At 71.7% G+C, this 21,241-nt stretch carries 21 protein-coding genes; 9 read left to right on the forward strand and 12 right to left on the reverse strand.

Features of this window, described 5'->3' with window-relative positions; translation table 11 throughout:
* Positions 1-6: 6 nt before the first annotated feature.
* The 5 genes from ACZ79I_RS00805 to ACZ79I_RS00825 all read left to right on the forward strand — a co-directional run bounded on the left by ACZ79I_RS00805 (position 7) and on the right by ACZ79I_RS00825 (position 3,258).
* The gene (locus tag ACZ79I_RS00805) at positions 7-222 is read left to right on the forward strand and encodes a biotin/lipoyl-binding carrier protein (RefSeq protein WP_471493135.1); all 216 of its coding nucleotides are present in this window, start codon (positions 7-9) and stop codon (positions 220-222) included.
* 40 nt (positions 223-262) lie between these two features.
* Entirely contained in the window at positions 263-856 is a 594-nt protein-coding gene (locus ACZ79I_RS00810; RefSeq protein WP_471493136.1) for a biotin transporter BioY, read from the forward strand.
* A gap of 1,149 nt (positions 857-2,005) precedes the next feature.
* Entirely contained in the window at positions 2,006-2,245 is a 240-nt protein-coding gene (locus ACZ79I_RS00815; protein WP_471493138.1) for a winged helix-turn-helix domain-containing protein, read from the forward strand.
* 147 nt (positions 2,246-2,392) lie between these two features.
* Positions 2,393-2,767, forward strand: a complete 375-nt coding sequence (locus ACZ79I_RS00820; protein WP_471493140.1) for a hypothetical protein — start codon at positions 2,393-2,395, stop codon at positions 2,765-2,767.
* Positions 2,768-2,868: 101 nt separating this feature from the next.
* Complete coding sequence (locus ACZ79I_RS00825; RefSeq protein ID WP_471493141.1) at positions 2,869-3,258, forward strand: peptidase inhibitor family I36 protein; 390 nt, start codon at positions 2,869-2,871, stop codon at positions 3,256-3,258.
* A gap of 35 nt (positions 3,259-3,293) precedes the next feature.
* On the opposite strand, the gene ACZ79I_RS00830 is transcribed toward ACZ79I_RS00825, so the two are convergent.
* The 4 genes from ACZ79I_RS00830 to ACZ79I_RS00845 form a co-directional block, all read right to left on the reverse strand.
* Positions 3,294-3,932 (reverse strand): TetR/AcrR family transcriptional regulator, encoded by a 639-nt coding sequence (locus tag ACZ79I_RS00830; protein ID WP_471493143.1) that lies wholly within the window; start codon positions 3,930-3,932, stop codon positions 3,294-3,296.
* On the reverse strand, positions 3,929-4,246 hold the full coding sequence (locus ACZ79I_RS00835; RefSeq protein WP_471493144.1) for a hypothetical protein: 318 nt from the start codon (positions 4,244-4,246) through the stop codon (positions 3,929-3,931). The genes ACZ79I_RS00830 and ACZ79I_RS00835 overlap by 4 nt, the downstream gene beginning before the upstream one ends.
* Positions 4,247-4,268: 22 nt before the next feature.
* On the reverse strand, positions 4,269-7,547 hold the full coding sequence (locus ACZ79I_RS00840) for a carboxyl transferase domain-containing protein (RefSeq protein ID WP_471493146.1): 3,279 nt from the start codon (positions 7,545-7,547) through the stop codon (positions 4,269-4,271).
* A gap of 225 nt (positions 7,548-7,772) precedes the next feature.
* Complete coding sequence (locus ACZ79I_RS00845) at positions 7,773-8,489, reverse strand: TetR/AcrR family transcriptional regulator C-terminal domain-containing protein (protein WP_471493147.1); 717 nt, start codon at positions 8,487-8,489, stop codon at positions 7,773-7,775.
* 96 nt (positions 8,490-8,585) lie between these two features.
* On the opposite strand from ACZ79I_RS00845, the gene ACZ79I_RS00850 reads away from it, so the two are divergent.
* Positions 8,586-10,292, forward strand: a complete 1,707-nt coding sequence (locus ACZ79I_RS00850; protein ID WP_471493149.1) for a CocE/NonD family hydrolase — start codon at positions 8,586-8,588, stop codon at positions 10,290-10,292.
* Positions 10,293-10,403: 111 nt separating this feature from the next.
* On the opposite strand, the gene ACZ79I_RS00855 is transcribed toward ACZ79I_RS00850, so the two are convergent.
* From ACZ79I_RS00855 to ACZ79I_RS00875, 5 genes are all read right to left on the reverse strand, one after another.
* Positions 10,404-10,544 carry a hypothetical protein gene (locus tag ACZ79I_RS00855; RefSeq protein ID WP_471493151.1) on the reverse strand — a complete coding sequence of 47 codons (141 nt, stop codon included), beginning with the start codon at positions 10,542-10,544 and terminating at the stop codon, positions 10,404-10,406.
* A gap of 333 nt (positions 10,545-10,877) precedes the next feature.
* Positions 10,878-11,333 (reverse strand): MaoC family dehydratase, encoded by a 456-nt coding sequence (locus tag ACZ79I_RS00860; protein WP_471493152.1) that lies wholly within the window; start codon positions 11,331-11,333, stop codon positions 10,878-10,880.
* A 56-nt stretch (positions 11,334-11,389) separates the two neighbouring features.
* Positions 11,390-12,892 (reverse strand): acyl-CoA synthetase, encoded by a 1,503-nt coding sequence (locus ACZ79I_RS00865; protein WP_471493154.1) that lies wholly within the window; start codon positions 12,890-12,892, stop codon positions 11,390-11,392.
* Positions 12,893-12,954: 62 nt separating this feature from the next.
* Positions 12,955-13,842, reverse strand: a complete 888-nt coding sequence (locus ACZ79I_RS00870) for an amidohydrolase family protein (RefSeq protein ID WP_471504673.1) — start codon at positions 13,840-13,842, stop codon at positions 12,955-12,957.
* A gap of 5 nt (positions 13,843-13,847) precedes the next feature.
* Complete coding sequence (locus tag ACZ79I_RS00875; protein ID WP_471493156.1) at positions 13,848-14,774, reverse strand: SDR family NAD(P)-dependent oxidoreductase; 927 nt, start codon at positions 14,772-14,774, stop codon at positions 13,848-13,850.
* A gap of 173 nt (positions 14,775-14,947) precedes the next feature.
* Between ACZ79I_RS00875 and ACZ79I_RS00880 the strand changes: the two genes are divergently transcribed.
* Together ACZ79I_RS00880 and ACZ79I_RS00885 are read left to right on the forward strand one after the other, a co-directional pair.
* Complete coding sequence (locus tag ACZ79I_RS00880; RefSeq protein WP_471493158.1) at positions 14,948-15,445, forward strand: MarR family winged helix-turn-helix transcriptional regulator; 498 nt, start codon at positions 14,948-14,950, stop codon at positions 15,443-15,445.
* 27 nt (positions 15,446-15,472) lie between these two features.
* On the forward strand, positions 15,473-16,255 hold the full coding sequence (locus tag ACZ79I_RS00885; protein ID WP_471504675.1) for an IclR family transcriptional regulator: 783 nt from the start codon (positions 15,473-15,475) through the stop codon (positions 16,253-16,255).
* A gap of 25 nt (positions 16,256-16,280) precedes the next feature.
* Here the strand turns inward: ACZ79I_RS00885 and ACZ79I_RS00890 are convergent, their stop codons facing one another.
* Both ACZ79I_RS00890 and ACZ79I_RS00895 read right to left on the reverse strand, forming a co-directional pair.
* Positions 16,281-17,387: an NAD(P)-dependent alcohol dehydrogenase gene (locus tag ACZ79I_RS00890; protein ID WP_471493159.1), complete on the reverse strand. Its 1,107-nt coding sequence runs from the start codon at positions 17,385-17,387 to the stop codon at positions 16,281-16,283.
* A gap of 234 nt (positions 17,388-17,621) precedes the next feature.
* Positions 17,622-19,100: an aldehyde dehydrogenase family protein gene (locus ACZ79I_RS00895; protein ID WP_471493161.1), complete on the reverse strand. Its 1,479-nt coding sequence runs from the start codon at positions 19,098-19,100 to the stop codon at positions 17,622-17,624.
* Positions 19,101-19,373: 273 nt separating this feature from the next.
* Between ACZ79I_RS00895 and ACZ79I_RS00900 the strand changes: the two genes are divergently transcribed.
* Positions 19,374-19,745: a MarR family winged helix-turn-helix transcriptional regulator gene (locus ACZ79I_RS00900; protein WP_471504677.1), complete on the forward strand. Its 372-nt coding sequence runs from the start codon at positions 19,374-19,376 to the stop codon at positions 19,743-19,745.
* 258 nt (positions 19,746-20,003) lie between these two features.
* Here ACZ79I_RS00900 and ACZ79I_RS00905 read toward each other — a convergent pair whose 3' ends face one another.
* Entirely contained in the window at positions 20,004-20,897 is an 894-nt protein-coding gene (locus tag ACZ79I_RS00905; RefSeq protein ID WP_471493163.1) for an alpha/beta hydrolase, read from the reverse strand.
* Between the last annotated feature and the right edge of the window lie 344 nt (positions 20,898-21,241).

The following is a 21,241-nucleotide window of genomic DNA, read 5'->3' on the forward strand; positions in this document are numbered from 1 at the left end:
CCCCGTATGCCCCAGCAGATCACCGCCGACCTGGCCGCCAACGTATGGAAGGTCCTGGTCACCGAGGGCAGCACCGTCGCTGCCGGAGACACCTTGGCGATCCTCGAGTCCATGAAGATGGAGATCCCCGTCGAGACGGAGACGGCGGGAACGGTCACCAGGCTCCCCATCAGCGAGGGCGATGTCCTGGAAGAGGGCGCCCTGATCGCCGAGATCTCCTGACCCCGCCCGCATCTTCTGCCCCGAAACGGAGCCCATCACCATGACCACAGCCATCCTCCAGCCGTCGGCCCGGCCGGGAGTCCTCGCCGACCGGATACCGGGCTCGGCCCTGCTGCGCGACGCGCTGCTCGTCGCCGGCGGCGCGGGACTGACCGGTCTCGCCGCCCAGGTGTCGCTCCAGACGCCTCTCAGCCCGGTGCCCTTCACCCTGCAGACCCTCGCCGTACTGCTGACCGGCGCCGCGCTCGGCACCGTCCGCGGGGCCGCCTCCATGGCGCTCTACCTGGCCGCCGGCGCCGCCGGAGTCCCCTGGTTCGCGGGCCACGCCCACGGCGCGGGCGGCCCGGCCTTCGGCTATGTCGTCGGCTTCGTCCTCGCAGCCGCGCTCGTCGGCGAACTCGCCCGCCGCGGAAACGACCGCAGCGTCGTCGGCACCATCGGCCTCATGGCACTCGGCAACGCGGTCGTCTACCTGGTCGGAGCGACCTGGCTGGCCATGGCCACCGGCCTCGGCCCGACGCAGGCCGTCGCCCAGGGCGTCACCCCGTTCCTCGTCACCGACACTCTGAAGATCGCCGTGGCGGCGGGACTGCTGCCGCTGGCCTGGAAGGGCGTGACGCGGACGGGCCGCTGAGGGCGGACGGCGGCCCGGCCACCGGTGAGCGGTGCGGTTCAGTGGCATTCCCGCGCGAGCGGTGCGCGAGCGCATGCCGCCGCCCGGGCCGCCGCAGAGCGGACCGCGCGCCACTCGGTACCTGCTCCGGCCGGGTGGTCCCGGGCGCCGGAGCAGCGCCCGGGACCGCCCGCCCAAGCGGCCCTGCGGCGTTGCTCCGGCGGTGCGCACCCCTAAACGCCCTCTCCGTTTCCCCCACAGAATCCCCCCACCATCACTGAAATTCCCTTTGCATATTACTGATAGCTTTATTTCCCATAAAGCATGATTGACTTCGCAGCGCACGAACGGCTTGTTCATCGGGGGACCCACACATGCTGCGGATCCACTTCACCGGCGAGGACCTCGGCCGCGTCCGCATCGCCACCGGACCGGCGCCGGCCTGGGAGATGTTGTTGAGCCTCCATGCTCTCTCCGGGCAGGCCGACCACCATGTGTTCGGGCGGTGGCGCACCACGACGCTCCGCTCACTGGACCCATCCGCACGCACGCTCCTGCGCCTGGCCCCTCCACGCGGCTACTCCCCGGACTTCCTCACCCCGGCCGCCGGATCCGATATCGAGTCGGTGGTGGATGCCGTGCAGAGCACGACTCGCGACAGGCTGCGCGCGGACCTCGAACTCCTGGCCAGGCGGCACGGCACGGGGACGTGGATGCGCCCCTTGGCCGAGGGCGACGCGGGGGCCCTGCGGCAGGTGGGCACAGCGATGCGCCGGTACCACCAGCGCGCCCTGGCCCCGGTCTGGGAGCGCGTCCAATCGGTGGTTGCGGCCGAGCGGGCAGCCCGTGCCGCGGATCTTCTCGACGCGGGTGTGGAGCGCATGCTGACCAACCTGCATCCGCTGGTCCGCTGGGAGGCGCCGGTACTCTCCGTCGCCTATCCCGTCCGGCGGGAACTCCACCTGGGCGGCCGGGGGCTTGTGCTCGTACCGTCCTTCTTCTGCTGGTCCCGTCCCATCTCACTGTTCGACACGCGGCTGGAGCCGGTGCTGGTGTATCCGGCCAACCGTGGCCTGCAGCGCCTGCTGGAGCCCGCGAACACGTTCGCCGGCGACGGCCTGGTCCGCCTCCTGGGGGGCCACCCGTGCCGCCGTCCTGTGGGAGATCGCCATGGCAGAGGGCGCCACCGGCACGGACATCACCCGGCGCCTGCGCATCTCGCCCGCGTCGGTCAGCGAACACGCCACCGTCCTGCGTCGGGCCGGTCTCATCGTCAGCCACCGCACCGCCAACGCGGTCTGGCACCGGCCGACTCCGCTCGGCCGGGCGCTGCTCGACCGCGGAGGCCGCGGCCGTCTCTCTCCGTCTGCACGCCCGGCCGGGGCGACCGCCGCCGGCCCCGTCCTCTGATCCGAGTGCTCCCGGGCGACAAGGCCCGTCGTCCAGCCTTTCGCCTGCGACAGGCGGGTCTTTCGGCTCAGGCCGAAGCACCATCCGGTTGCCCGGGCCCCTGCGGCAGGCTGCTCCACGACCGATCGACCATCACAAAGGAGTGCCATGCGCATTCGGGGGATACTCGCCGCCCTGCTGATCGCCTCCGCGACCGCCGGCGCGGGAGCGATGGGCACGGGAACGGCCGCCGCGGCAGACAACTGCACCGGCCCGGACGGCAGCGGCTACTACTGGTGCTACAACGTCCGTGGAGCGCCGGTGTACGGCCAGCGGGAGACGGACGGCTACCCCGTCCCGAGTCAGGTGGTCGGCTACATGAACACCACCCACAGCTGGTTCATCTGCCGCCGCGACGACGGGCCCTACGTGGGTGGACCGCACCCGTACCGGTGGCTGTACACCGAAGCGGACAACGGGGAGTACGGCTACATGAAGGACACCTCGATCTCCAGCGAGACAAACCCGGTACGCACCTGCTGAACCGTGTCCGCTCACCGTCCGCGATCCGCGATCTGCGACCGGGCTCTTACGAGTCGATCTTCTCTGTCCCGTCGATCTCTTCGATATCTTCGTGGGGGAACATGAAGGCCAATCGCACCGCCCTCGGCATCGGGGCCGTCGTCCTGGCGTTGTTCGGCGCCACCTCGGGCGTCGCCCATGCCGAACCGGGCACCAACGCCGACGGCACGGTCGCCGGGGTCAGCGGCGTCGCCGACGACGAGCCGTGCCGCCAGGGCTACTTCTGCATCTGGACGGGAGGCAACTGGACCGGTACGCAGTACCAGTTGTACCGCTGCCAGGAATACAACCTCTACAACTGGAACGGGCTCGGTTCCTGGGCCAACAACAACACCGGCGGCGCGCACGCCCTGATCCAGGACAGCAACTACCGCACGCTCGTCGACACGGCCCCGGGCCAGCGCGACGGGTTTCTCGATTTCTCTCCCGTCTGGCACATCAAGGCGTGTTGAGGGTCACGGGCACGTTGCCGGAAATGCGGGTGGGGTCAGACCCGGCGGGCGTCGATTCCAAGTAGGCGCAGGTACATGGCGTTCAGCGTGTCCACGGTGGTCTCGAAGCGCACCGGATCTTTGATCCGGTGCCGCGCAAACTGCGCGAACATACCGAGGACGGCGTCGGCGACCGCCTCGGCGTCCGCCGCCGGATCGGCCTGCCCGGCAGCGGTGAGCCGCTCGACGTAGCGGATCACCCGCCGCCGCGGCCTCTCCTGGATCTCCGTCCAGATCGCTGCGATCGCGGGGTCGGCGAGGGCCTGGTGCTCGATGACCGTGAGCAGATCGAGGTGCTGGGCATAGGCCGCCAGGAAGGCGGCGCTGGACGCCCGGCCGAGGGCCACCGGGTCGTTCTCGTCGACGCCGGGCACCTCGTGCGCGGCGAGGAACTCGTCGCGCACCGCCGAGGCCACGGCATGGAAGATGTCCGCCTTGGAGGTGAAGTACAAGTAGAACGATGCGCGTGAGACATGCGCCGCCTGGGTGATGTCGGCGATGGTGGCCGGTGTGTACCCGTTCGCGGCGAAGACATCTTCCGCGCAGCTCAGGAGCCGGGTCCGGGTTTCGTGGTCCTTTCCCTCCCGTGCGGTGCGTGCCCGTGCCCAGGCTGCTTCGCCGGGTTCCCCGGTCATGAGGGGCTGTGCCCGCGCTCGTCGAGGATCTGCTTGCGCAGCTCGTACTTCTCGATCTTGTCGGTCGGGGTGCGGGGCAGGTCCTTCACGATGCGTACGATACGTGGCCGCATGTCCTCGGGCATCGCCGTGCGCGCGTGGTCGTGCACGTCCTGGGCGGTGAGCCGGCCGAACTCGGCGTAGGCATGGGTGATCCGGTCCTCGCCGTAGTGGAGGAACACCCGGTCTGCGCGCGTGCGGGCCCCGTGGTCGAGGCGCTCGGTGATGATGTCGCCGTCGGCCCGCAGGAGGGCGAGCAGGGCGTCGTTGTCCACCGTGGTTCCTCTCGTCGGGATGTCAGGGGCGGGTGCCGAACGCGGGCCGGCCGAGAAGCGTGGGGATCAGCCGGTATGCGTCGCGCACCCAGTCGCACAGCAGCGGCCGGCTGTCCCGGGGGTCGATGACGTCCTGGACGCCGAACTGCTCCGCGGTACGGAACGGTGATCCCAGGTTGGCGAGTTCGTTGCGCAGGCGGTCGGCTTCGGCGGCCGGGTCGGCGGCGGCTTCGATCTGTGCGCGGAACGCGGCCTCGACACCGCCCTGCACGGGCAGCGACCCCCAGTCGCCGGACGGCCAGGCCCAGCTGCGCACGGCACGGTGGCGGTTGACGATGCCGGCGCCGCCGACGCCGTAGACGCGGCGCACGATGATTTCGGCCTGCGGTACCCGGGCCTGGTAGACGGCGCTGATGGCGCGTGCGCCGTGCCGGATGGTGCCCCGCCGTTCGGCGGCCAGTCCGATGGTCATGCCCGCCTGGTCGGTGAGGCTCACGACCGGCAGGTGGAAGGTCTCGCACAGGTCGACCAGGCGCGTGATCGCGAGCGCGCCCTCGACCGACATGGTCGCGCCCTGGAAGGGGTCGGCGGCTATCACGCCGACCGGATGGCCGTCGAGGCGGGCGAGTGCGGTGACGGTGCCGCCGCCGTATTCGGCGTACGTGAACACCGAGCCGGCATCGAAGATCGCGTCGAGGACCGGTCCGATGGCGTAGGGGCGGCGCTTGTTGTGCGGAATCGCCGACAGCAGGAGGTCCTCGCGGCGATCGGCCGGATCGGTCCCCGGCACCACGGGAGGGCCCTCGTACACGCTCGTGGGGAGATACGACAGGAAGGCCCTGATCACCTCGAACGCGGCGTCCTCGGACTCGACGATCCGCTCGACGGCGCCGCTGGAGCGGTGCACCTCGGATCCACCGAGTTCGTCCTTGGTGAGGATTTCACCGGTGGCGCTGCGCACCACGGGCGGCCCGGCCGTGAAGAGCTGACCGACGCCGTCGACCATGACCGCCAGATGGGACATGACCAGCCGTGCCGCGCCCAGGCCGACCGTCGGCCCGAGGCAGGCGGCCGCGACCGGGACCACCGACAGATTGTCGACCACCGCGTCCCAGGCGGGGTTGACCGGGACATAGGTGTAGCCGGCGTCGAGGGCCATCTTCACGCTGCCGCCCCCGCTCTGACCGTCCAGCAGCCGGACCATCGGCAGCCGCATCTGATGGGCGTACTGCTCGAGGTAGATCTGCTTGGCGTGGATCGCCGCGTCGCCGGCACCGCCGCGCACCGTGAAGTCGTCGACACCGAGCACGACCTTGCGCCCGTCGAGGCGCGCGGTGCCCGCGATGAAGTTGGTCGGGGACACCGACACGGCCGCGCCGCGCGCGTCGCGGGCCGCGAACCCGGCCAGCGCGCCGATCTCGGCGAAGGTCCCGGGGTCGGCCAGCGCGGCGATCCGCTCCCGGGCGGTCATGCGGCCGGTGCCGTGCTGGCGGGCGATCTTCTCCGGGCCGCCCAGGGCGCGGGCGAACGCCTCGCGCCGTGCGACCTCCTCGACCTCGGCCGACCAGTCCTCGTCCATGTCCTGTTCGGCGGTCCGGGATCGGCCCGGAGCGGGGCGTGCAGGGGGTGCCGTCCCGTCGTCGGCGGCCCGGACGAGCACGAGCGGTGTGCCCGTCTCCACGACGTCGCCGGGAGCGGCCAGGAGCCGCAGCACGTGCAGGCGCCTGTCCGCACGGAGCACGTGCTCCATCTTCATCGCTTCGAGCACGAGCAGCGGGGCCGCGGCGGGCACGGCCGTACCGGCGTCCGCGGAGACGGAGACGACCACGCCGGGCATCGGCGCACACACCGCCTCGGCTCCCTCGGGTATGACCGGCGACGGGTTGTGCGTGGCCGGTCCGGCCGGTGCCGCACCGGTCCGGTCCGCAACGAACGGGGCGGAGGGCAGGGAATGGGAGGCGAGGTCGGTGAGACGGGCCGGAAGGGAGGAGGTGTCCCACTCGCCGGCCAGGAAGCCGGGGTCGGTGAGGATCGCATGCAGCAGCGTCCGGTTCGTCGCGACGCCGTCGATGCCGAACTCGGTGACCGCCATGGCGGCACGGTGTGCGGCGTCGTGGAAGTCGTCCCCGACGGTGACGATCTTGGCGAGGAGAGGGTCGTACCGCGGGCCGACCGTCCACCCGGCATGACCGGCGGTGTCGACGCGCACCCCTGGGCCGGAGGGGAGGGTGAAGCCGGTGATCGTGCCCGTCGCGGGGTGGGGCTCACCGGAGTGGTCCAGCCTCTCCGCATTGAGGCGGGCCTGTACGGCGAAACCGCGGGCGGCCGGGGGTTCGGCCAGTCCGCAGTCGGACAGACGGGCCCCCTGGGCGAGCCGGATCTGGGTGCTCACCAGGTCGACCCCGGTGATCGCTTCGGTGATCGTGTGCTCGACCTGCAGGCGCGGGTTGGCCTCCATGAACCAGAACGCGTCACCGTCGACGAGGAACTCGAAAGTGCCGATGCCGTGGTAGCCCGCGGCGGCCGCCAGACGCGTCGCGGCGGAGATGATCCGTTGCCGTGTGTGCGGGGCGAGCGAGGGGCTCGGCGCGACCTCGATCAGTTTCTGGTGGCGGCGCTGGATGCTGCAGTCGCGTTCCCACAGGTGGGTGACGGCACCGTGGATGTCAGCGGCTACCTGTACCTCGATGTGCCGGGCGCCGGGCAGCAGTTGTTCCACGTAGAGCGCGCCGTCGCCGAAGGCGGTGCGGGCCTCCGAGGCACAGCGGTCGAACACGTCCTCGAGGTGTGCGGCGTCATGCACCTCGCGCATGCCCCGGCCGCCGCCGCCCGACACCGCCTTGACCATCATCGGACCGTGTGCCTCGAAGAAGGCACGCGCCTCCTCGGCCGTGACGGGGCCCGACGATCCCGGCGGCACCGGAATCCCAGCCCGTTCGGCGGCGCGACGGGCCGTCACCTTGTTGCCGAACTCCGCGAGCACTTCGGACCGGGGCCCGATGAACGTGATCCCCGCCTGCTCACACGCCCGCGCGAAATCGGCGTTCTCGCTCAGGAAGCCGTATCCGGGATGGACCAGACCGGCATCGCACGATGCCGCCGCCGCGACCACGGCCTCGATGTCCAGGTAAGCGCCGGGCCCCGTCCCGGCCAGCGGCAGGGCGAGGTCGGCGCGCATGACGTGCAGGGCATGGGCGTCGTCCTGGGCGTGGATCGCGACCGCCGTGTGGCCCAGGCGACGGATCGTCCGGGTGATCCGGACCGCGATCTCTCCCCGGTTCGCCACCAGGATCCTGGCCATGCCGCCCCCTTGCCCCTTCGCTGACACTGACGTCATCGTCAGCGCCTGTATAGCACGCCGCCGTGGAGCGCGTCACCGCCGCGGCCCGACGGGTCCGCCGACGCTGTCGGCGATCTCGCGGCCGGGCATGGCGGCGCGGGCAACGCGGCACGGACAAGGCGGCACGGACAAGGCGGCACGGACAAGGCGGCACGGACAAGGCGGCACGATCAAGGCCGCGCGGGATCAGTCGGTGTCGAGGCCGTCGATCAGGCGGTTGAGGAATCGGGTGAAGGTGGCCTCGGGGGTGAGGGGGCGTCCGGGGGCGGAGAGGGCTTCGGCGAGCTCCGGGTGGTGGCCGTCCGCGGCGACGGCGGCGAGGTAGCGGGCTTCGGCCGCGGCCCGGTCGGGCGACTGCGCCGCCCCGGCCTGGGCGATCTCGTGGGCGACGTGTCCGGCTACGAACGCCGTGAGCTGGGCGAAGATCTCCAGCTTCGCCGCACCGTCCAGTCCGGTGGGCCGCAGGGCGGCGAGCGCGCGTTCCAGGAAGGCCAGGGTGTTGGGTCCGGGGACGCGGCGGGTGGACAGGGCGGCGGGAAGCCAGGGGTGCCGCAGCATGAGGGCGCGCTGGAGGCCGGCGACGGCCTTCAGATCGGCGCGCCAGTCACCGGTGAGCGCGTTCGTGGTCGGCAGTTCGCCGCTGACGTGGTCGACCATCAGGTTCAGCAACGTCTCCTTGTCGGGAGCGTAGCTGTAGAGCGACATGACGCCGGCTCCGACCTGCGCGGCGACCTTCCGCATGGTGACCGCTTCGAGTCCCGCCGCGTCCGCCAGGTCGACGGCCGCGGCGGTGATCCTCTCCCGGCTGTAGGCAGGCTTGCGGCCTCTTCGGGGCCGGACAGAGCTCGGCCAGAGCTGCTGAGGGCCGACGCCGGGGGCGTCGGCCCTTCCGTCACGGGGCATGACCCGCGCTCCTCTCCTTGATCACGGCGGTTCCGTGCCGGCCTCAGTCAAGCATCCTCTATTCTCGTACATCGTACGGAAACTAGGAGGGGAACGATGACATCACGCACGCACGGTCCTGTGCCGAGGCCGACCTGGGCATCGGCGTCCGGGAAACCGCCGCTGGCCTCACGGTTGTTGAGGGCGACGTGGCGCCGTCTCCCGGCCGGACTGCACGATGCCGGATGGGAGCCGGGGCTGGTGGTACCGGCCGCCGATGGCAGCCCGCTGATCACGGACCACTACTTCCCGCGCGCTGAGGGCGACTTCCCCACCCTCCTGGTGCGCTCGCCGTACGGCAGGGGTCTGCCGTGGTCCCCCATGTACGGCCTGCTCTTCGCCGAACAGGGCTTTCACGTGGTCCTCCAGAGCTGCCGCGGCACCGGTGGTTCGGGGGGTACGTTCGACTTGTGGCGCAACGAGGCCGCCGACGGCCGGGCCACGGTGTCCTGGCTGCGCGGGCAATCCTGGTTCAACGGAACGCTGGGGACCGTCGGCCCCAGTTACCTGGGCTATGTGCAATGGGCCCTCGCCCTGGACCCGCCGCCCGAACTGAAGGCAATGGTGGTGCAGGTGGGTCTGCACGATCCCCACGCGCTGTTCCACGCGGACGGTGCACTGCGCCTGGAGAACGCCCTTGCCGTGGGCGTGGGCATGACCTACCAGCACCAGGGCCTGGCACCGTTCCTGAGGGCGACACTGCGCCTGCAGCGCCGCCTGCGTGAGGTCACCACCGCACAGCCACTGCGCGGCGCACACGTGCCCGTCCTCGGCGACGTGCCCTGGCTGGACGACGTGATGACACACCCGGACGCCGCGGACCCGTACTGGCGCGGCGCGTCGTTGGCAAAGTCGGCGGAACGGCTCAGCGTGCCCACGAGTCTGATCACCGGGTGGCACGACGCCCTGCTCGACCAGACCGTCGAGCAGTATGACCGCCTGCGCCGGGCCGGATGCGAGACCGCTCTGCTCGTCGGCCCCTGGACCCACACCTCGGCCCTGCAACGGGGGTGGCCCGAGGTGTTCACCGAGAGCCTCGCCTGGCTGCGCGCCCACCTGCGCGCCGATCCCTCTGCGCTCCGTCCCACACGGGTGCGCGTGCACATCGGCGGCGAAGATGCCTGGCGGGACCTCGACGACTGGCCGCCGGCCACAACCGTCGGCCGGTGGTTCCCCACCGCGCAGGGGCATCTCACCCGGCAGGCTCCCACGGACTCCGCACCCCTGACGTCGCTCTGCTACGACCCGGCGGACCCCACCCCCTCCCTTGGCGGCCCGCTGCTCTCCCGTACCGCCGGACCTCGTGACAACAGCAGCCTGGAGGCTCGGGACGACGTACTGACGTTCACCAGCTCCCCGTTGACGGAGCCCGTGGACATCCTCGGAGCGGTCTCCGCGCGGCTGACCGTCTCCACGGACACCGGTCATGCCGATGTCTTCACCCGCCTGTGCGACGTGGATGCACAAGGCCGCTCCGTCAACATCTGCGACGGGCTGGGCCGGCTGCGGACAGACGGGCAGGAGCCGTCACGGATCACCGTGCCGATGAGCTCCACCGCCCACCGCTTCGCCGTCGGTCACCGCATACGCTGGCAGATCAGCGGAGGCGCCCATCCGCGCTACGCCCGCAGTCCCGGCAACGGGAAGTCTCCGGTGGACGCCACCGCCTTCACACCGGTGCGCATCACGCTCCATGCGGACTCGGCGCTGGCGCTTGCGACGCATGCCCGCAGTTCCGGGCTCGGTCCTGAGGAAAACGGCTGACGAGCCGGACCCGCAGCGGACGATCCACGGCACGGCGGCGTCGAGGACCAGGCCGAGTACGCGGGCTGGTCCTCCCGATCCGCCGTTGCCGTGCGCGGCGGCACATGGACGTCAGGCCAGGGCGGCCTGAAACGCCTTCATGCAGGAGAAGCAGTGCCTGTCCGTCGGTTCGCGTCCGCTGGGCTCCTCCTGCTCCTCCTTGTCCACCCCGCACAGCGTCGAGGTCTTGTCCGCCGTCAGGACATGCCACACCGGCTCCCCTGAGGGGTCTGTGCCACACCACATTTCATGCATCTTCCACTCCCTCCAGGTTGGTGGAGGCCCCTCCCATACGAGCACGGCTCACACGACGGCGACCCCTGGAGGCGGCCGAGCGGGTGATGTTCGGGCAGGCGGTCCTGCGATCCGGACGGTCGGGCTCGTCGTTCAGGGTCGCCGCGTGCACCACACCGCAGGAGAGCCGGGTGAACACCTCTTGGTCCAGCGCGTTCCAGCGTGTCGTGGCCGAGCCTGAGCACCGGGACGGGACCCGGGTGCGGCGCGTGCCGGCGCGCCGCACCGCGAGGCCCGACCGCCGGCCGGCGGTCAGGCGTAGAAGCGGGAGACGCTCTGCAGGACGCAGGCCGGCTTCGGCGCCCCCTCGATCTCGATGGTGCCGTCGACGGTGATCTGGACACCGCCGGGGACGTCCTCGGCGGCGGTGAGCCGCGCGTCCAGGCGGATGCGGGAGCCCACCGTGACCGGGGAGGGGAAGCGCACCTTGTTGAGGCCGTAGTTGACCTTGGTGGTGACGCCGTGCACGTCCAGCAGCTCGGTGAACATCGGGATGAACAGCGACAGCGTCAGATAGCCGTGAGCGATCGGCGCGCCGAACGGGCCCTGTGCGGCCCTCTCGGCGTCGACGTGGATCCACTGGTGGTCGCCGGTCGCGTCGGCGAAGGTGTGGACGCGTTCCTGGGTCACCTCGATCCAGTCGCTGGTCCCGAGGTCGGTTCCGGCCAGCTTCTTCAGCTCGTCCAGGCCGGTGACGGTGAGGGTCATGCGGGAATCTCCACTCGCTGGGTAGGGAACTCGGCGGGATTTGGGCGGCAGGGCGGTCAGCCGGTGCCGTACAGGTCGCGCACGCGGGACTTCAGGCACTTTCCTGACGCGGTGCGGGGCAGGGACTCCGCGACGACGACCGACTTGGGGATCTTGTACTTGGCGAGTCGTCCGGGCAGGGACGCCAGGAGCGCGTCGGGGTCGAGCCGTGCGCCCTCCCGGGCGACGACGACGGCCCTGGGCACCTCGCCCCATTTCTCGTCGGGGACGCCGATGACGGCGCACTCGACGACATCGGGGTGGGTGAGCAACACGTCCTCGACTTCGGCGGGGTAGATGTTCTCCCCGCCGGAGATGATCAGGTCCTTGAACCGGTCGACGATGGTGATGTACCCGTCCTCGTCCACGCGCGCCGCGTCGCCGGAGCGGAACCAGCCCTCGGCGAAGGCGGCGGCGGTCTCCTCGGGCAGGCCCCAGTAGCCCTGCATGACGTGCGGCCCGCGCACGACCACCTCTCCGGTCTCCCCCACGCCGACCGGCGTGAGGTCCGGGCGTATGACCCGTACGTCGCTGAAGAAGTGCGGGACGCCCGCCGAGCCGGCCTTGGTGACGGAGTGTGCGGCATCGAGGAACAGCACGCCGGGCGACGCCTCGGTCATGCCGTAGCCCTGCATGAAGGACAGGCCCCGCTGCTGGTAGGCGGCGATGAGCGAGGTCGGCACGGGCGAGCCGCCGCAGGTGAGCATGCGCAGGGAGGACAGGTCGGCATGCGGCCAGCGCGGGTGCCGGGCGATCTGGTCGAACATGGCCGGCACCCCGAACATGAAGGTGATCCGGTGCTGTTCGATCAGGTCGAGGGTGGCCCCGGGGTCGAAGTGCTCGGCGAGCACGCAGGTACCGCCCTTGAGCAGCACCGGCAGGGTGAGCATGTTCAGGCCCGCGGTGTGGAACAACGGGGCGGAGACCAGGGCCACTTCCTCGGCGACGAGGTCCTGGTCGACCAGCACGTTCACGGCGTTCCAGGTGAGGTTGGCGTGGGTGAGCATCGCCCCCTTGGGGCGCCCGGTGGTTCCGGAGGTGTACATGATGATGCCCACCTCGTCGTGGCCGACCGGTTCGTCGACCGGGTCCGCCGGCGCCTGACGGAGCAGGTGTTCGTAGTCGGGGCCGACGGCGATGCGGGTGCGTACGTTTGTCAGGCCTCGCGTGTCCTCGACGATCCCGCCGTGGGAGGGGGCGTGGACGAGGACGTGGGCCCCGCAGTCCTTGAGCTGGTAGGCGATCTCCGGTGCCGCCAGCCGGGTGTTGAGCGGGACGAAGACCGCGCCGAGCGTGCCCGAGGCGAACAGGGTCTCCAGGAAGCTCGGATGGTTGGCGCCCAAGTAGGCGACCCGGTCCCCGCGCCGGACGCCGGCCGCGCGCAGGGTGTGGGCCAGGCGGGTGGTGCGCTCGTACAGCTCGGCGTAGCTGATGACCCGGTCGCGGTGGACCAGGGCGGTGCGGTGCGGGGTCTTGCGGGCCCGCCGTGCGGGCCAGGATCCCAGTCCCTCGTTGCGCATCGTGGCGCCCCTTCACGAGTTCTGCGGGCAGGCGGGGTGCGGCAGCGCCGCGGGTGCCGGTGCTAGGAGCCGGTGAGCCCGAGCAGCCGCGCGGCGTTCTCCTTGAGGATCTTCGGCTTCACCTCGTCCTTGATCGGCAGCTGGCCGAAGTCGGCGAGCCACCGGTCGGGGGTGAGGACGGGGTAGTCGGAGCCGAAGAGCATCTTGTCCTTGAGCAGGCTGTTGGCGTACCGCACCAGCTGCGGCGGGAAGTACTTGGGCGACCAGCCCGACAGGTCGATGTGCACGCCCGGCTTGTGGGTGGCCACCGCCAGCGCCTCGTCCTGCCAGGGGAACGACGGGTGCGCCAGGATGATCTTCAGATGGGGGAAGTCGGCGGCCACGTCGTCGACGTGCAGCGGGTTGCTGTACTTCAGCCGGATGCCGCCGCCGCCCGGCACTCCCGCGCCGATGCCGGTCTGTCCGGTGTGGAACAGGGCGATGGTGCCGGTCTCCTCGATCACCTCGTACAGGCCGTAGGCGATCCGGTCGTCGGGGAAGAACCCCTGGATGCTGGGGTGGAACTTGAAGCCCCGCACCCCGTACTCCGTCACCAGCCGGCGGGCCTGCCGTATGCCCGCCCGGCCGCGGAAGGGGTCGATGCTGGCGAAGGGGATCAGCACGTCGGGATGGGCGGCGGCGGCCTCGGCCACCTCCTCGTTGGGCACCGGCGCGGTGCCCGTGGCGTGCTCGGCGTCCACGGTGAAGACGACGGCGGCCATCCTCCGCTCGCGGTAGTGAGCGGCGATCTCCTCCAGGGTGGGGGTGCGCTTGCCCTCGACCTTGAAGTAGGCGCTGGAGGCCGCGTGCAGGTCGTCGGAGAGCGAGGCGGCTCCCTTGGAGGAGATCTCCGCGTGGGTGTGGACGTCGATCGCGGTGACCGCGTCGAGGTCGATGGCCGGCCGGTACATCGCGCTCACGCCTCCGGGATCCGGGGGGCGGGGATGCCGACGCTCTGCGGGCTGCTGCCGACGCCGGTGTGCCAGGTGGCCGCGATGGTCTCGGGCGTCCAGCCGCCGTCGGCGTACGCGACCGCGGCCTCCTGCGGGTGGGACCACAGCGAGAGCTTGTCGCCGCCGATGCCGATGCACTGGCCGGTGACGTCGCGGGCCGCCTCGGAGGCGAGGAAGGGGATCAGGGCGGCGCAGTCCTCGGGGGTGCCGAAGCCCTCTCCCTTGCGCAGGACGTCGGGCAGCGGATCGCCCTCGCGCAGCGCCTCGATGTACGGGGCGAACGCGGGGATCGTCTCGGTCATGGCGGTCGCGGCGACCGGCACGACGGCGTTCACGGTGATGCCGGACCTCTGCAGTTCCATCGACCAGGTGCGGGTCATGGCGGCGATGCCCGCCTTGGCGGCGGCGTAGTTGGTCTGCCCGAAGTTCCCCCGCTGGCCGGCGGGCGAGGCCACCAGCACCAGAGTGCCGCCCTCGCCCTGCTCGCGCATCCGTACCGCGGCCGCCCGCGCGCAGGTGAAGGTGCCCCTCAGGTGGACGCCGACGACCGTGTCGAAGTCCTCGTCGGACATCTTCCACAGGACCCGGTCCCGCAGGATGCCGGCGTTGGTCACCATGATGTCGAGCCGGCCGAAGGTCTCCACGGCTCGGCCGACCAGCCGGTCGGCGGCCTCGGCGGTGCCGACGGCGACCGCTTCGGCGACGGCCTTGCCGCCTCCGGCGCCGGTGATGGACGCGGCGGCCTGCTCGGCGGCGGTCTCGTCGACGTCGTTGACGACCACACAGGCGCCCGCGGCGGCCAGGGCCCTGGCATAGGCCAGGCCGAGGCCGCGGCCACTGCCGGTGACGACGGCGACCTTGCCCGTCAGATCGGTGCGGGTGTTCGACACGGCTGGGTGTCCCTTCTTCGGTGCCGGGAGTGCGGATGGGGCCGGGGAGCGACTGCTCGACCCGGACCGGCCCGCCGAAATTGAAGCTAAGACCAATCATTGTTGTCGTCAATAGTTGTCGCCATCCTGAAATTGCGTCATCCTGGAAGCCATACGCTGATGACGCACCACTGATGCGTCAGGCCCTGACCCTGGAGCACGACATCGCTGAGACAGCAGGCACCTCGAACGCGGACGCGCCCTGGATGCGCGCTCTGCACGCGGACGCGGGTTACCTCCTCTACCGCCTCGGCTTGCGCTCGGGACGGCTGTTCAACGCGACGCTGGAGGAATCCGGACTGCGGCTGCGGCACTACGCGCTGCTGCGCTACCTGGCGACCGTGGACGGCGCCCTCCAGCGGGAGTTGAGCGACCGGCTCGGGTACGACCCGAGTGCGATCGTGAGCCTCGTCGACGATCTGCAGCGGCTCCGCCTCGCCGAGCGGCGCCCCTCCCCCGGCGACCGGCGCAGCCGGGTCGTCGTCCTGACCGAGCAGGGCCGGCAGGCGCTGCGCGACACCGACAAGGCCGCCCGCCGGGTCACCGACGAACTGCTGGCACCGCTGGACGACGAGGAGCAGGCCGTGCTGCACGGCCTGCTGCTGCGCATGACCGCGCCGGAACGGGGCTGACCGGTGTCCGCCGGGCCCGTCTCGGAGCTGGCCCCCCGGTCCGCGGCGGACCGGCTGCTCGACGTGCTGGCCGCGTTCGACCAGCGCAACCCCGCCTTGTCGCTCACCGACATCAGCCGCCGCGCCGAGCTGCCGCTGGCCACCGCGCACCGTCTGGTGGGCACGCTGACCCGCTGGGGCGCACTGGAGCGCGACGACTCCGGCGCCTACCACATCGGGCTGCGCCTGTGGGAGCTGGCCGCACTCGCGCCACGCGGCGTGGGGCTGCGGGAGGCCGCCCTGCCGTTCCTGGAGGACCTGTACGAACTGACCCACGAGAACGTCCACCTCGCGGTCCGCGACGGCGCCGAGGTCGTCTACATCGAGCGGATCTGCGGACGGGCGGCGGTGCGGGTCCGCAGCCAGGTGGGGGCCCGCTGGCCGCTGCACGCCACCGGGGTGGGTCTGGTGCTGCTGGCCCACGCCGGCCGGCGGTGGCAGGAGAAGGTCTGCGGCTGGCCGCTGCGTGCCTTCACCGAGTACAGCGTGACCGACCCGGCGCAGCTGCGCCGGATGCTGGCGCAGGTCCGGCGGGACGGCTTCGCCGTCAGCGACCGGCAGATCACCACCGACGCGCTGTCCGTGGCCGCCCCGGTGCGCGGCCCCCGCGGGGGCGTGGTCGCGGCGGTGTCCGTGGTGGTGCACGCCGAGGGCTGCAACGTGCCGACGTTGGTCCCGGTGGTGCGGGTGGCGGCGCGCGGGATCTCCCTGGCGCTCGGCTGGAAGCCGGGCATGGCCGGCGCCACTCCCCCGCCCACCGTGCCCGGCTGACCGGCTGCCCTGGGCGGACGCGGCGTCAGAACGTGAGGACCGGCTTGATCGTGTCGCCGGAGACGACGTCCGACACCGCCTGCCCGAGCTCCTCGAACTTGTAGCGCCGGATCAGCCTGTCGACCGGCATCCGGCCGGCGGTGACCAGGTCCACCAGGACCGGGATCAGCGTCTCGGTCTCGCTGTCGCCGAGGGTGAGCCCGACGACACGGCGGCCGGGCAGCATGAAGTTGACGTCCACCGGGACGGTCGCGCCGAAGGCCGGGGCACCCACCAGCACCGCGGTGCCCCGCGCGGCCAGCGCCCCGATCGCCGCGCCCGCCACCCCGGTGTTGCCGGTCGTCTCCACGACACCGTCCGCACCGGCGCCGCCGGTGATGTCGGCGATCGCCTCCCGCAGATCCGCGGTGGTCGTGTCGACGGTGTGGGTGGCGCCCAGTTCCCGAGCCAGCTCCAGCCGGGCGGGGACGCGGTCCACGGCGATGACGCGGGTGGCCGGGGTCAGGGCCGCCGCCATCACCGCCGAGAGGCCGACGGCTCCCGCCCCGGTGACGACGACGGTGGCGCCGGGGGCGGGCCTGAGGACGTTCCACAGAGCGCCCGCGCCGGTCTGCACGCCGCAGCCCAGCGGGGCCAGGACGTCCAGCGGCGCGTCGGCGGACACCTTGACCACGCTGCGTTCGTCCACCAGGGCGTGCCGGGCGAAGGACGACTGGCCGAAGAAGTGGCCGCCGATGCTCTCGCCCCCGCGGCTGAGGGTGGGCGTGCCGTCGGCGCGCGCACCGCCGAGCAGGTTCAGTGGCAGCCAGGCGTCGCAGTAGGCGGGGTGGCCGCTGCGGCAACCGCCGCACCTGCCGCAGGAGGTGAAGGACAGCAGCACCTGGTCGCCGGGCCGGACCCGGGTCACCGCGGCGCCGACGGCCTCCACCACGCCGGCGCCCTCATGGCCGAGGACTCCGGGCAGCGGGAACGGCAGGGCGCCGGCGGCGACGCCGAGGTCGGTGTGGCACACACCGGCGGCCACCATGCGGACGAGCACCTCGTCGGGCCGGGGCTCAGCGAGGGCGACCTCGGTCAGGGAGAAGCCGGCGCCCGCGGACTCGACGACGGCGGCAGTGGTGGTGAGGGTCATGGCGGGGGAACACCCTTCGGGGACGGGGCTCGGGGACGGGCCTCGGAGACCGGGGCCCGGAGACCGGCCTAGGAGACCGGGGCCCGGAGACCGGCCTCGGAGACCGGCCTCGGAAACCGGGGCCCGGAGACCGGCCTCGGAAACCGGGGCTCAGAGACCGGCCTCGGAGACCGGCCTCGGAGACTTGGCAGACGCGGACTTCGCGGACGGGTCGGCAGCCGGGGCGGGGCAGGCTCAGGCCAGGGAGATCAGAACGGACTTCACCTTGGTGTAGGGCTCCAGGCCCTCGGGGCCGTACTCCCGGCCGTAGCCGGACTGCTTCACCCCGCCGAAGGGCATCGCCGGGTCGAGCATGGCCCAGTCGTTGACCCAGACGATGCCGGCCTGCAGCCGGCCGGCCACCCGGTGGGCGCGGGCCAGGTCCCGCGTGCACAGGCCCGAGGCCAGCCCGTACGGGGTGCTGTTGGCCAGCGCCACCGCCTCGTCCTCCGTGTCGAACGGCTGCACCGTCAGCACCGGGCCGAAGACCTCCTCCTGCACGGTGCGGGAGTCATTGCCGAGGTCGGCGATGACGGTCGGCCGGTAGTAGTAGCCGCCGTCGAGGTCGAGGCGCTCGCCACCGGTGACGATCCGGCCGCCGTCCTCGCGGGCGAGGGCCACGTACTTCTCGACGTTCTCCAGGTGGCGTTCGGCCGCCATCGGGCCGACGACCGTCGCCGGGTCGAACGGGTCCCCGACCGGGATGCCCGCGACCGCCCCGGCGAGGATGCCGAGGACGGTGTCGTACCGCGAGCGGTGGACGAGCAGGCGCGGGCCGCCCATGCAGAACTGGCCGGTGTTGAAGACGAAGCCCTTGATGACGGAGCCGACGGCCTTCTCCAGGTCGGCGTCCTCGAAGACGATCTGGGCGGCGTTCCCGCCCAGCTCCATCGTCACGGGCTTGAGGGTCTCGCTCGCCGCCGCGGCCGCGATCCTGCCGACGCGGGTCGAGCCGGTGAAGGCGATCTTGTCGACACCGGGGTGGCGCAGCAGCGCCTCACCGACCGCGCCGCCGCCGGTGACGACGTTGACGACGCCGTCCGGCACCCCGGCCTCGGCGAGGATCTGCGCCATGAGCAGCGCGCTGAGCGGGGTGTCCTCCGCCGGCTTGTGGACCAGCGTGTTCCCGGCGGCGAGCGCCGGGGCGATCTTCGAACTGCTCAGGATGAGCGGGAAGTTGAACGGGGTGATCGCGCCGACCACACCCATCGGTTCGCGGCGGGTGTAGGCGTGGGCGGAGAGCGGCGTCTGGCGGGCCGCGCCGTCGACGGTCTGGGCGAGCGCCGCGTAGTACTCGTACACTTCGGCGGTCGTGGCGACGTCGACGGCGCGCGACAGCGTCACCGGCTTGCCGACGTCGACGCTCTCGACGGCGACCAGGTCGTCCGCACGCCGCCGGACGAGTCCGGCGACCCGGTTCAGGACGCGCGACCGCTCCCGGCCGGAGGTCCCGGCCCACCCGTCGCACGCGGCGCGCGCCGCGGCCACCGCGGCATCGAGGTCGGCGGTGTCCGCCTCGGCCACGCTGGTGACCACCTGGCCGGTGGACGGGTCGATGACGTCCCGGCGCCCCTTGGCCTCGGCGTCCCGCCAGGCGCCGCCGATGAACAGCCGCCCCGGCTCCAGGTGCGGCCGGTTGACGGTGGAGACCCTGCGCTCCGCGGATTCGGACATGCCTGCTCGCCTTCCCGGTGCGGTCACACTCCGCACTGCGCTGAACCATGGATCGCACCGCGCGATCAACAGGTTTCCTGATGATTGCGCCACCTTCGCCAGGAAGGCAAGAGGCTGGGCATAATCAGGAAGCCTTATCGTCCAGGAGCGGAGAACCACGTGACGCGCACAGCAGGCACCGGCGGCGGGGAGGGTCCCGCCGTACGGGCGGAGGTGCAGCGGCCCTCCTTGCTGTACGCCATCAAGCAGGTGGAGCTGGCGGCCCGCGCGCTCATGGACGAACTGGTCAAACCCGCCGGCATCACCGCACTGCAGTACACCGCGCTGACGGTACTGCGCCGCCGCGACGGACTGAGCTCCGCGCAGCTGGCCCGCAACTCCTTCGTCACCGCACAGTCGATGGCGGACATGGTCACCGCACTGGAGCGACGCGGCCTGATCACCCGCCGCCGCGATCCGGCCAACCGGCGTGTGCTGCTGATCAGCCTCACCGACGCCGGACGGGAGCTGCTGGCCACCTACGACGAGGCCGTGAACCGCCTGGAGGAACGCATGCTGGCCGGCCTGGCCCCCCGGGAGCGGCGGGCACTGGAGGACTACCTCGACCGCTGCCGAACCGCCCTGTCCGACCGGCCGGCCCACTGACGGAGCGACAGTTCGGTCACCGCCGCCGGACGGACGTCGTGGCACCGTCGGCCGACGCCCCGCGGAAGGGATTCGCCGCACGCCCGACATTGCGGAACGGCACCCGGGCGACCGGAGCGAGCCGGCCACGGGGACGCCGGGCGGAAGACTGCGGGACCGAGCCCACACAGATCAATCCCGTGCGGTCTGCCCTGGAACTGATGGATTCGGGTCGGGGGCCGTGCAGTCCCTCCGCCGACGCCACATGATTCGAGGGCGTCAGCCGCTGAGGGCGGTGCGCAGAGTGGTGGCCATCAGATGGATGGCCTCTCTCCCCGCTGACACCGGGCCGGCGTGCGTGAAGTAGTGGTCGACACCCTCGAAGACGCGGTGGGTGACCGGAACGCCGGCGGCCTCCAGAGCCTTGGCGTAGGCGTCGCCCTCGTCGCGCAGGCGGTCGTTCTCCGCGGTGATGACCAGGGCGGGAGGGAGTCCGACGAGGTCGTCGGCCAGACCGGGCGAGACGAGAGGATGCGCGCGGTCGGCGGGGTCCGGCACGTAGGCGGCGGTGAAGATCCGCATGAGCTGAGGGCTGAGCAACGGCTTGGCGATGAGGGACCGCTTGGTGGCGGGGTCAGCGAGCTGGTCGAGCGGCGCTGAGTCGATGATCTGGAGTCGGGGTGAGAAGGTGCCGCGGTCCCGGGCCAGGCGGCAGACCGCGGCGGTCAGGTTGGCCCCGGCGCTGTGTCCGCCCACGGCAACGCGCGAACCGTCCCAGCCGTTGGCGGGGCCGTTCTCGGCAACCCATGCCGCGACGTCGTAGGCCTGGAGGACAGGGGTGGGGAACGGCTGCTGCGGAGCGACGGCGTAGTCCACGTTGATCACGACGCAGCCGGCCGTGGCGGCTGCGTAGCGGCAGATGTGATCGTCCTGCTCCGGGCGAGCGACCACAAAACCACCACCGTGGAAGTTGACGTACACGGGAGCCAGGGCCCCGGTCGTGGCCGGCGGGCGGTAGACGGTGCAGGCCACCGATCCGGCACCGGTCTCCACCCGGATGACCTCGGTGCGCTTCGGGATGTCGGTGAAGCGCAGGTCCTTGTGCACGCGGGCCATCACCCGACCGAGCAGCAGCTGGACCCCTCTGGCCTGGATTCTTGGACTGAGTGGCATGCCCGCCCCATCACTGGAAGGTTTAAGTATCAGGATCCCTGATAATGACCACTCGCCCCTGATCGCGCAACAGTGGTGCCACATGTCGACGCCACAGGCGGGACGGTCCGCTCCAGAGCGCACCGGCTCACGCGCGCCGGTGCGGTGGTCGGCAGCCCATCGTGGCCACCCTGCCCGCCGCCGTCGAGCCGAGGGTCGTCGCGGTGCGCCCCCATCTGCGAGAACGGCGGGAGCGACGTCCTGGCGCACCTCGGGTACACGGCCGACGCCGACGCCGCGGCGGCGTTCGCCGCAAGCAAGGTCTGAGCCGTAGGCCACGGCACACACGTGGGCCCGGGAGAATT

The organism is Streptomyces sp. PSU-S4-23, assembly GCF_055632315.1.

What these genes read in the sequence shown, in the direction of transcription:
- ACZ79I_RS00865 (WP_471493154.1), bottom strand. Translation starts at nt 12,892, where the DNA reads ATGCGCAACGAGGGACTGGGATCCTGGCCCGCACGGCGGGCCCGCAAG.
- ACZ79I_RS00905 (WP_471493163.1), bottom strand. Translation starts at nt 20,897, where the DNA reads ATGCCACTCAGTCCAAGAATCCAGGCCAGAGGGGTCCAGCTGCTGCTC.
- ACZ79I_RS00820 (WP_471493140.1), top strand. Translation starts at nt 2,393, where the DNA reads ATGCGCATTCGGGGGATACTCGCCGCCCTGCTGATCGCCTCCGCGACC.
- ACZ79I_RS00890 (WP_471493159.1), bottom strand. Translation starts at nt 17,387, where the DNA reads ATGACCCTCACCACCACTGCCGCCGTCGTCGAGTCCGCGGGCGCCGGC.
- ACZ79I_RS00840 (WP_471493146.1), bottom strand. Translation starts at nt 7,547, where the DNA reads ATGGCCAGGATCCTGGTGGCGAACCGGGGAGAGATCGCGGTCCGGATC.
- ACZ79I_RS00815 (WP_471493138.1), top strand. Translation starts at nt 2,006, where the DNA reads ATGGCAGAGGGCGCCACCGGCACGGACATCACCCGGCGCCTGCGCATC.
- ACZ79I_RS00810 (WP_471493136.1), top strand. Translation starts at nt 263, where the DNA reads ATGACCACAGCCATCCTCCAGCCGTCGGCCCGGCCGGGAGTCCTCGCC.
- ACZ79I_RS00850 (WP_471493149.1), top strand. Translation starts at nt 8,586, where the DNA reads ATGACATCACGCACGCACGGTCCTGTGCCGAGGCCGACCTGGGCATCG.
- ACZ79I_RS00900 (WP_471504677.1), top strand. Translation starts at nt 19,374, where the DNA reads ATGGACGAACTGGTCAAACCCGCCGGCATCACCGCACTGCAGTACACC.
- ACZ79I_RS00860 (WP_471493152.1), bottom strand. Translation starts at nt 11,333, where the DNA reads ATGACCCTCACCGTCACCGGCCTGGACGAGCTGAAGAAGCTGGCCGGA.
- ACZ79I_RS00870 (WP_471504673.1), bottom strand. Translation starts at nt 13,842, where the DNA reads ATGTACCGGCCGGCCATCGACCTCGACGCGGTCACCGCGATCGACGTC.
- ACZ79I_RS00845 (WP_471493147.1), bottom strand. Translation starts at nt 8,489, where the DNA reads ATGCCCCGTGACGGAAGGGCCGACGCCCCCGGCGTCGGCCCTCAGCAG.
- ACZ79I_RS00805 (WP_471493135.1), top strand. Translation starts at nt 7, where the DNA reads ATGCCCCAGCAGATCACCGCCGACCTGGCCGCCAACGTATGGAAGGTC.
- ACZ79I_RS00880 (WP_471493158.1), top strand. Translation starts at nt 14,948, where the DNA reads ATGCGTCAGGCCCTGACCCTGGAGCACGACATCGCTGAGACAGCAGGC.
- ACZ79I_RS00895 (WP_471493161.1), bottom strand. Translation starts at nt 19,100, where the DNA reads ATGTCCGAATCCGCGGAGCGCAGGGTCTCCACCGTCAACCGGCCGCAC.
- ACZ79I_RS00830 (WP_471493143.1), bottom strand. Translation starts at nt 3,932, where the DNA reads ATGACCGGGGAACCCGGCGAAGCAGCCTGGGCACGGGCACGCACCGCA.
- ACZ79I_RS00825 (WP_471493141.1), top strand. Translation starts at nt 2,869, where the DNA reads ATGAAGGCCAATCGCACCGCCCTCGGCATCGGGGCCGTCGTCCTGGCG.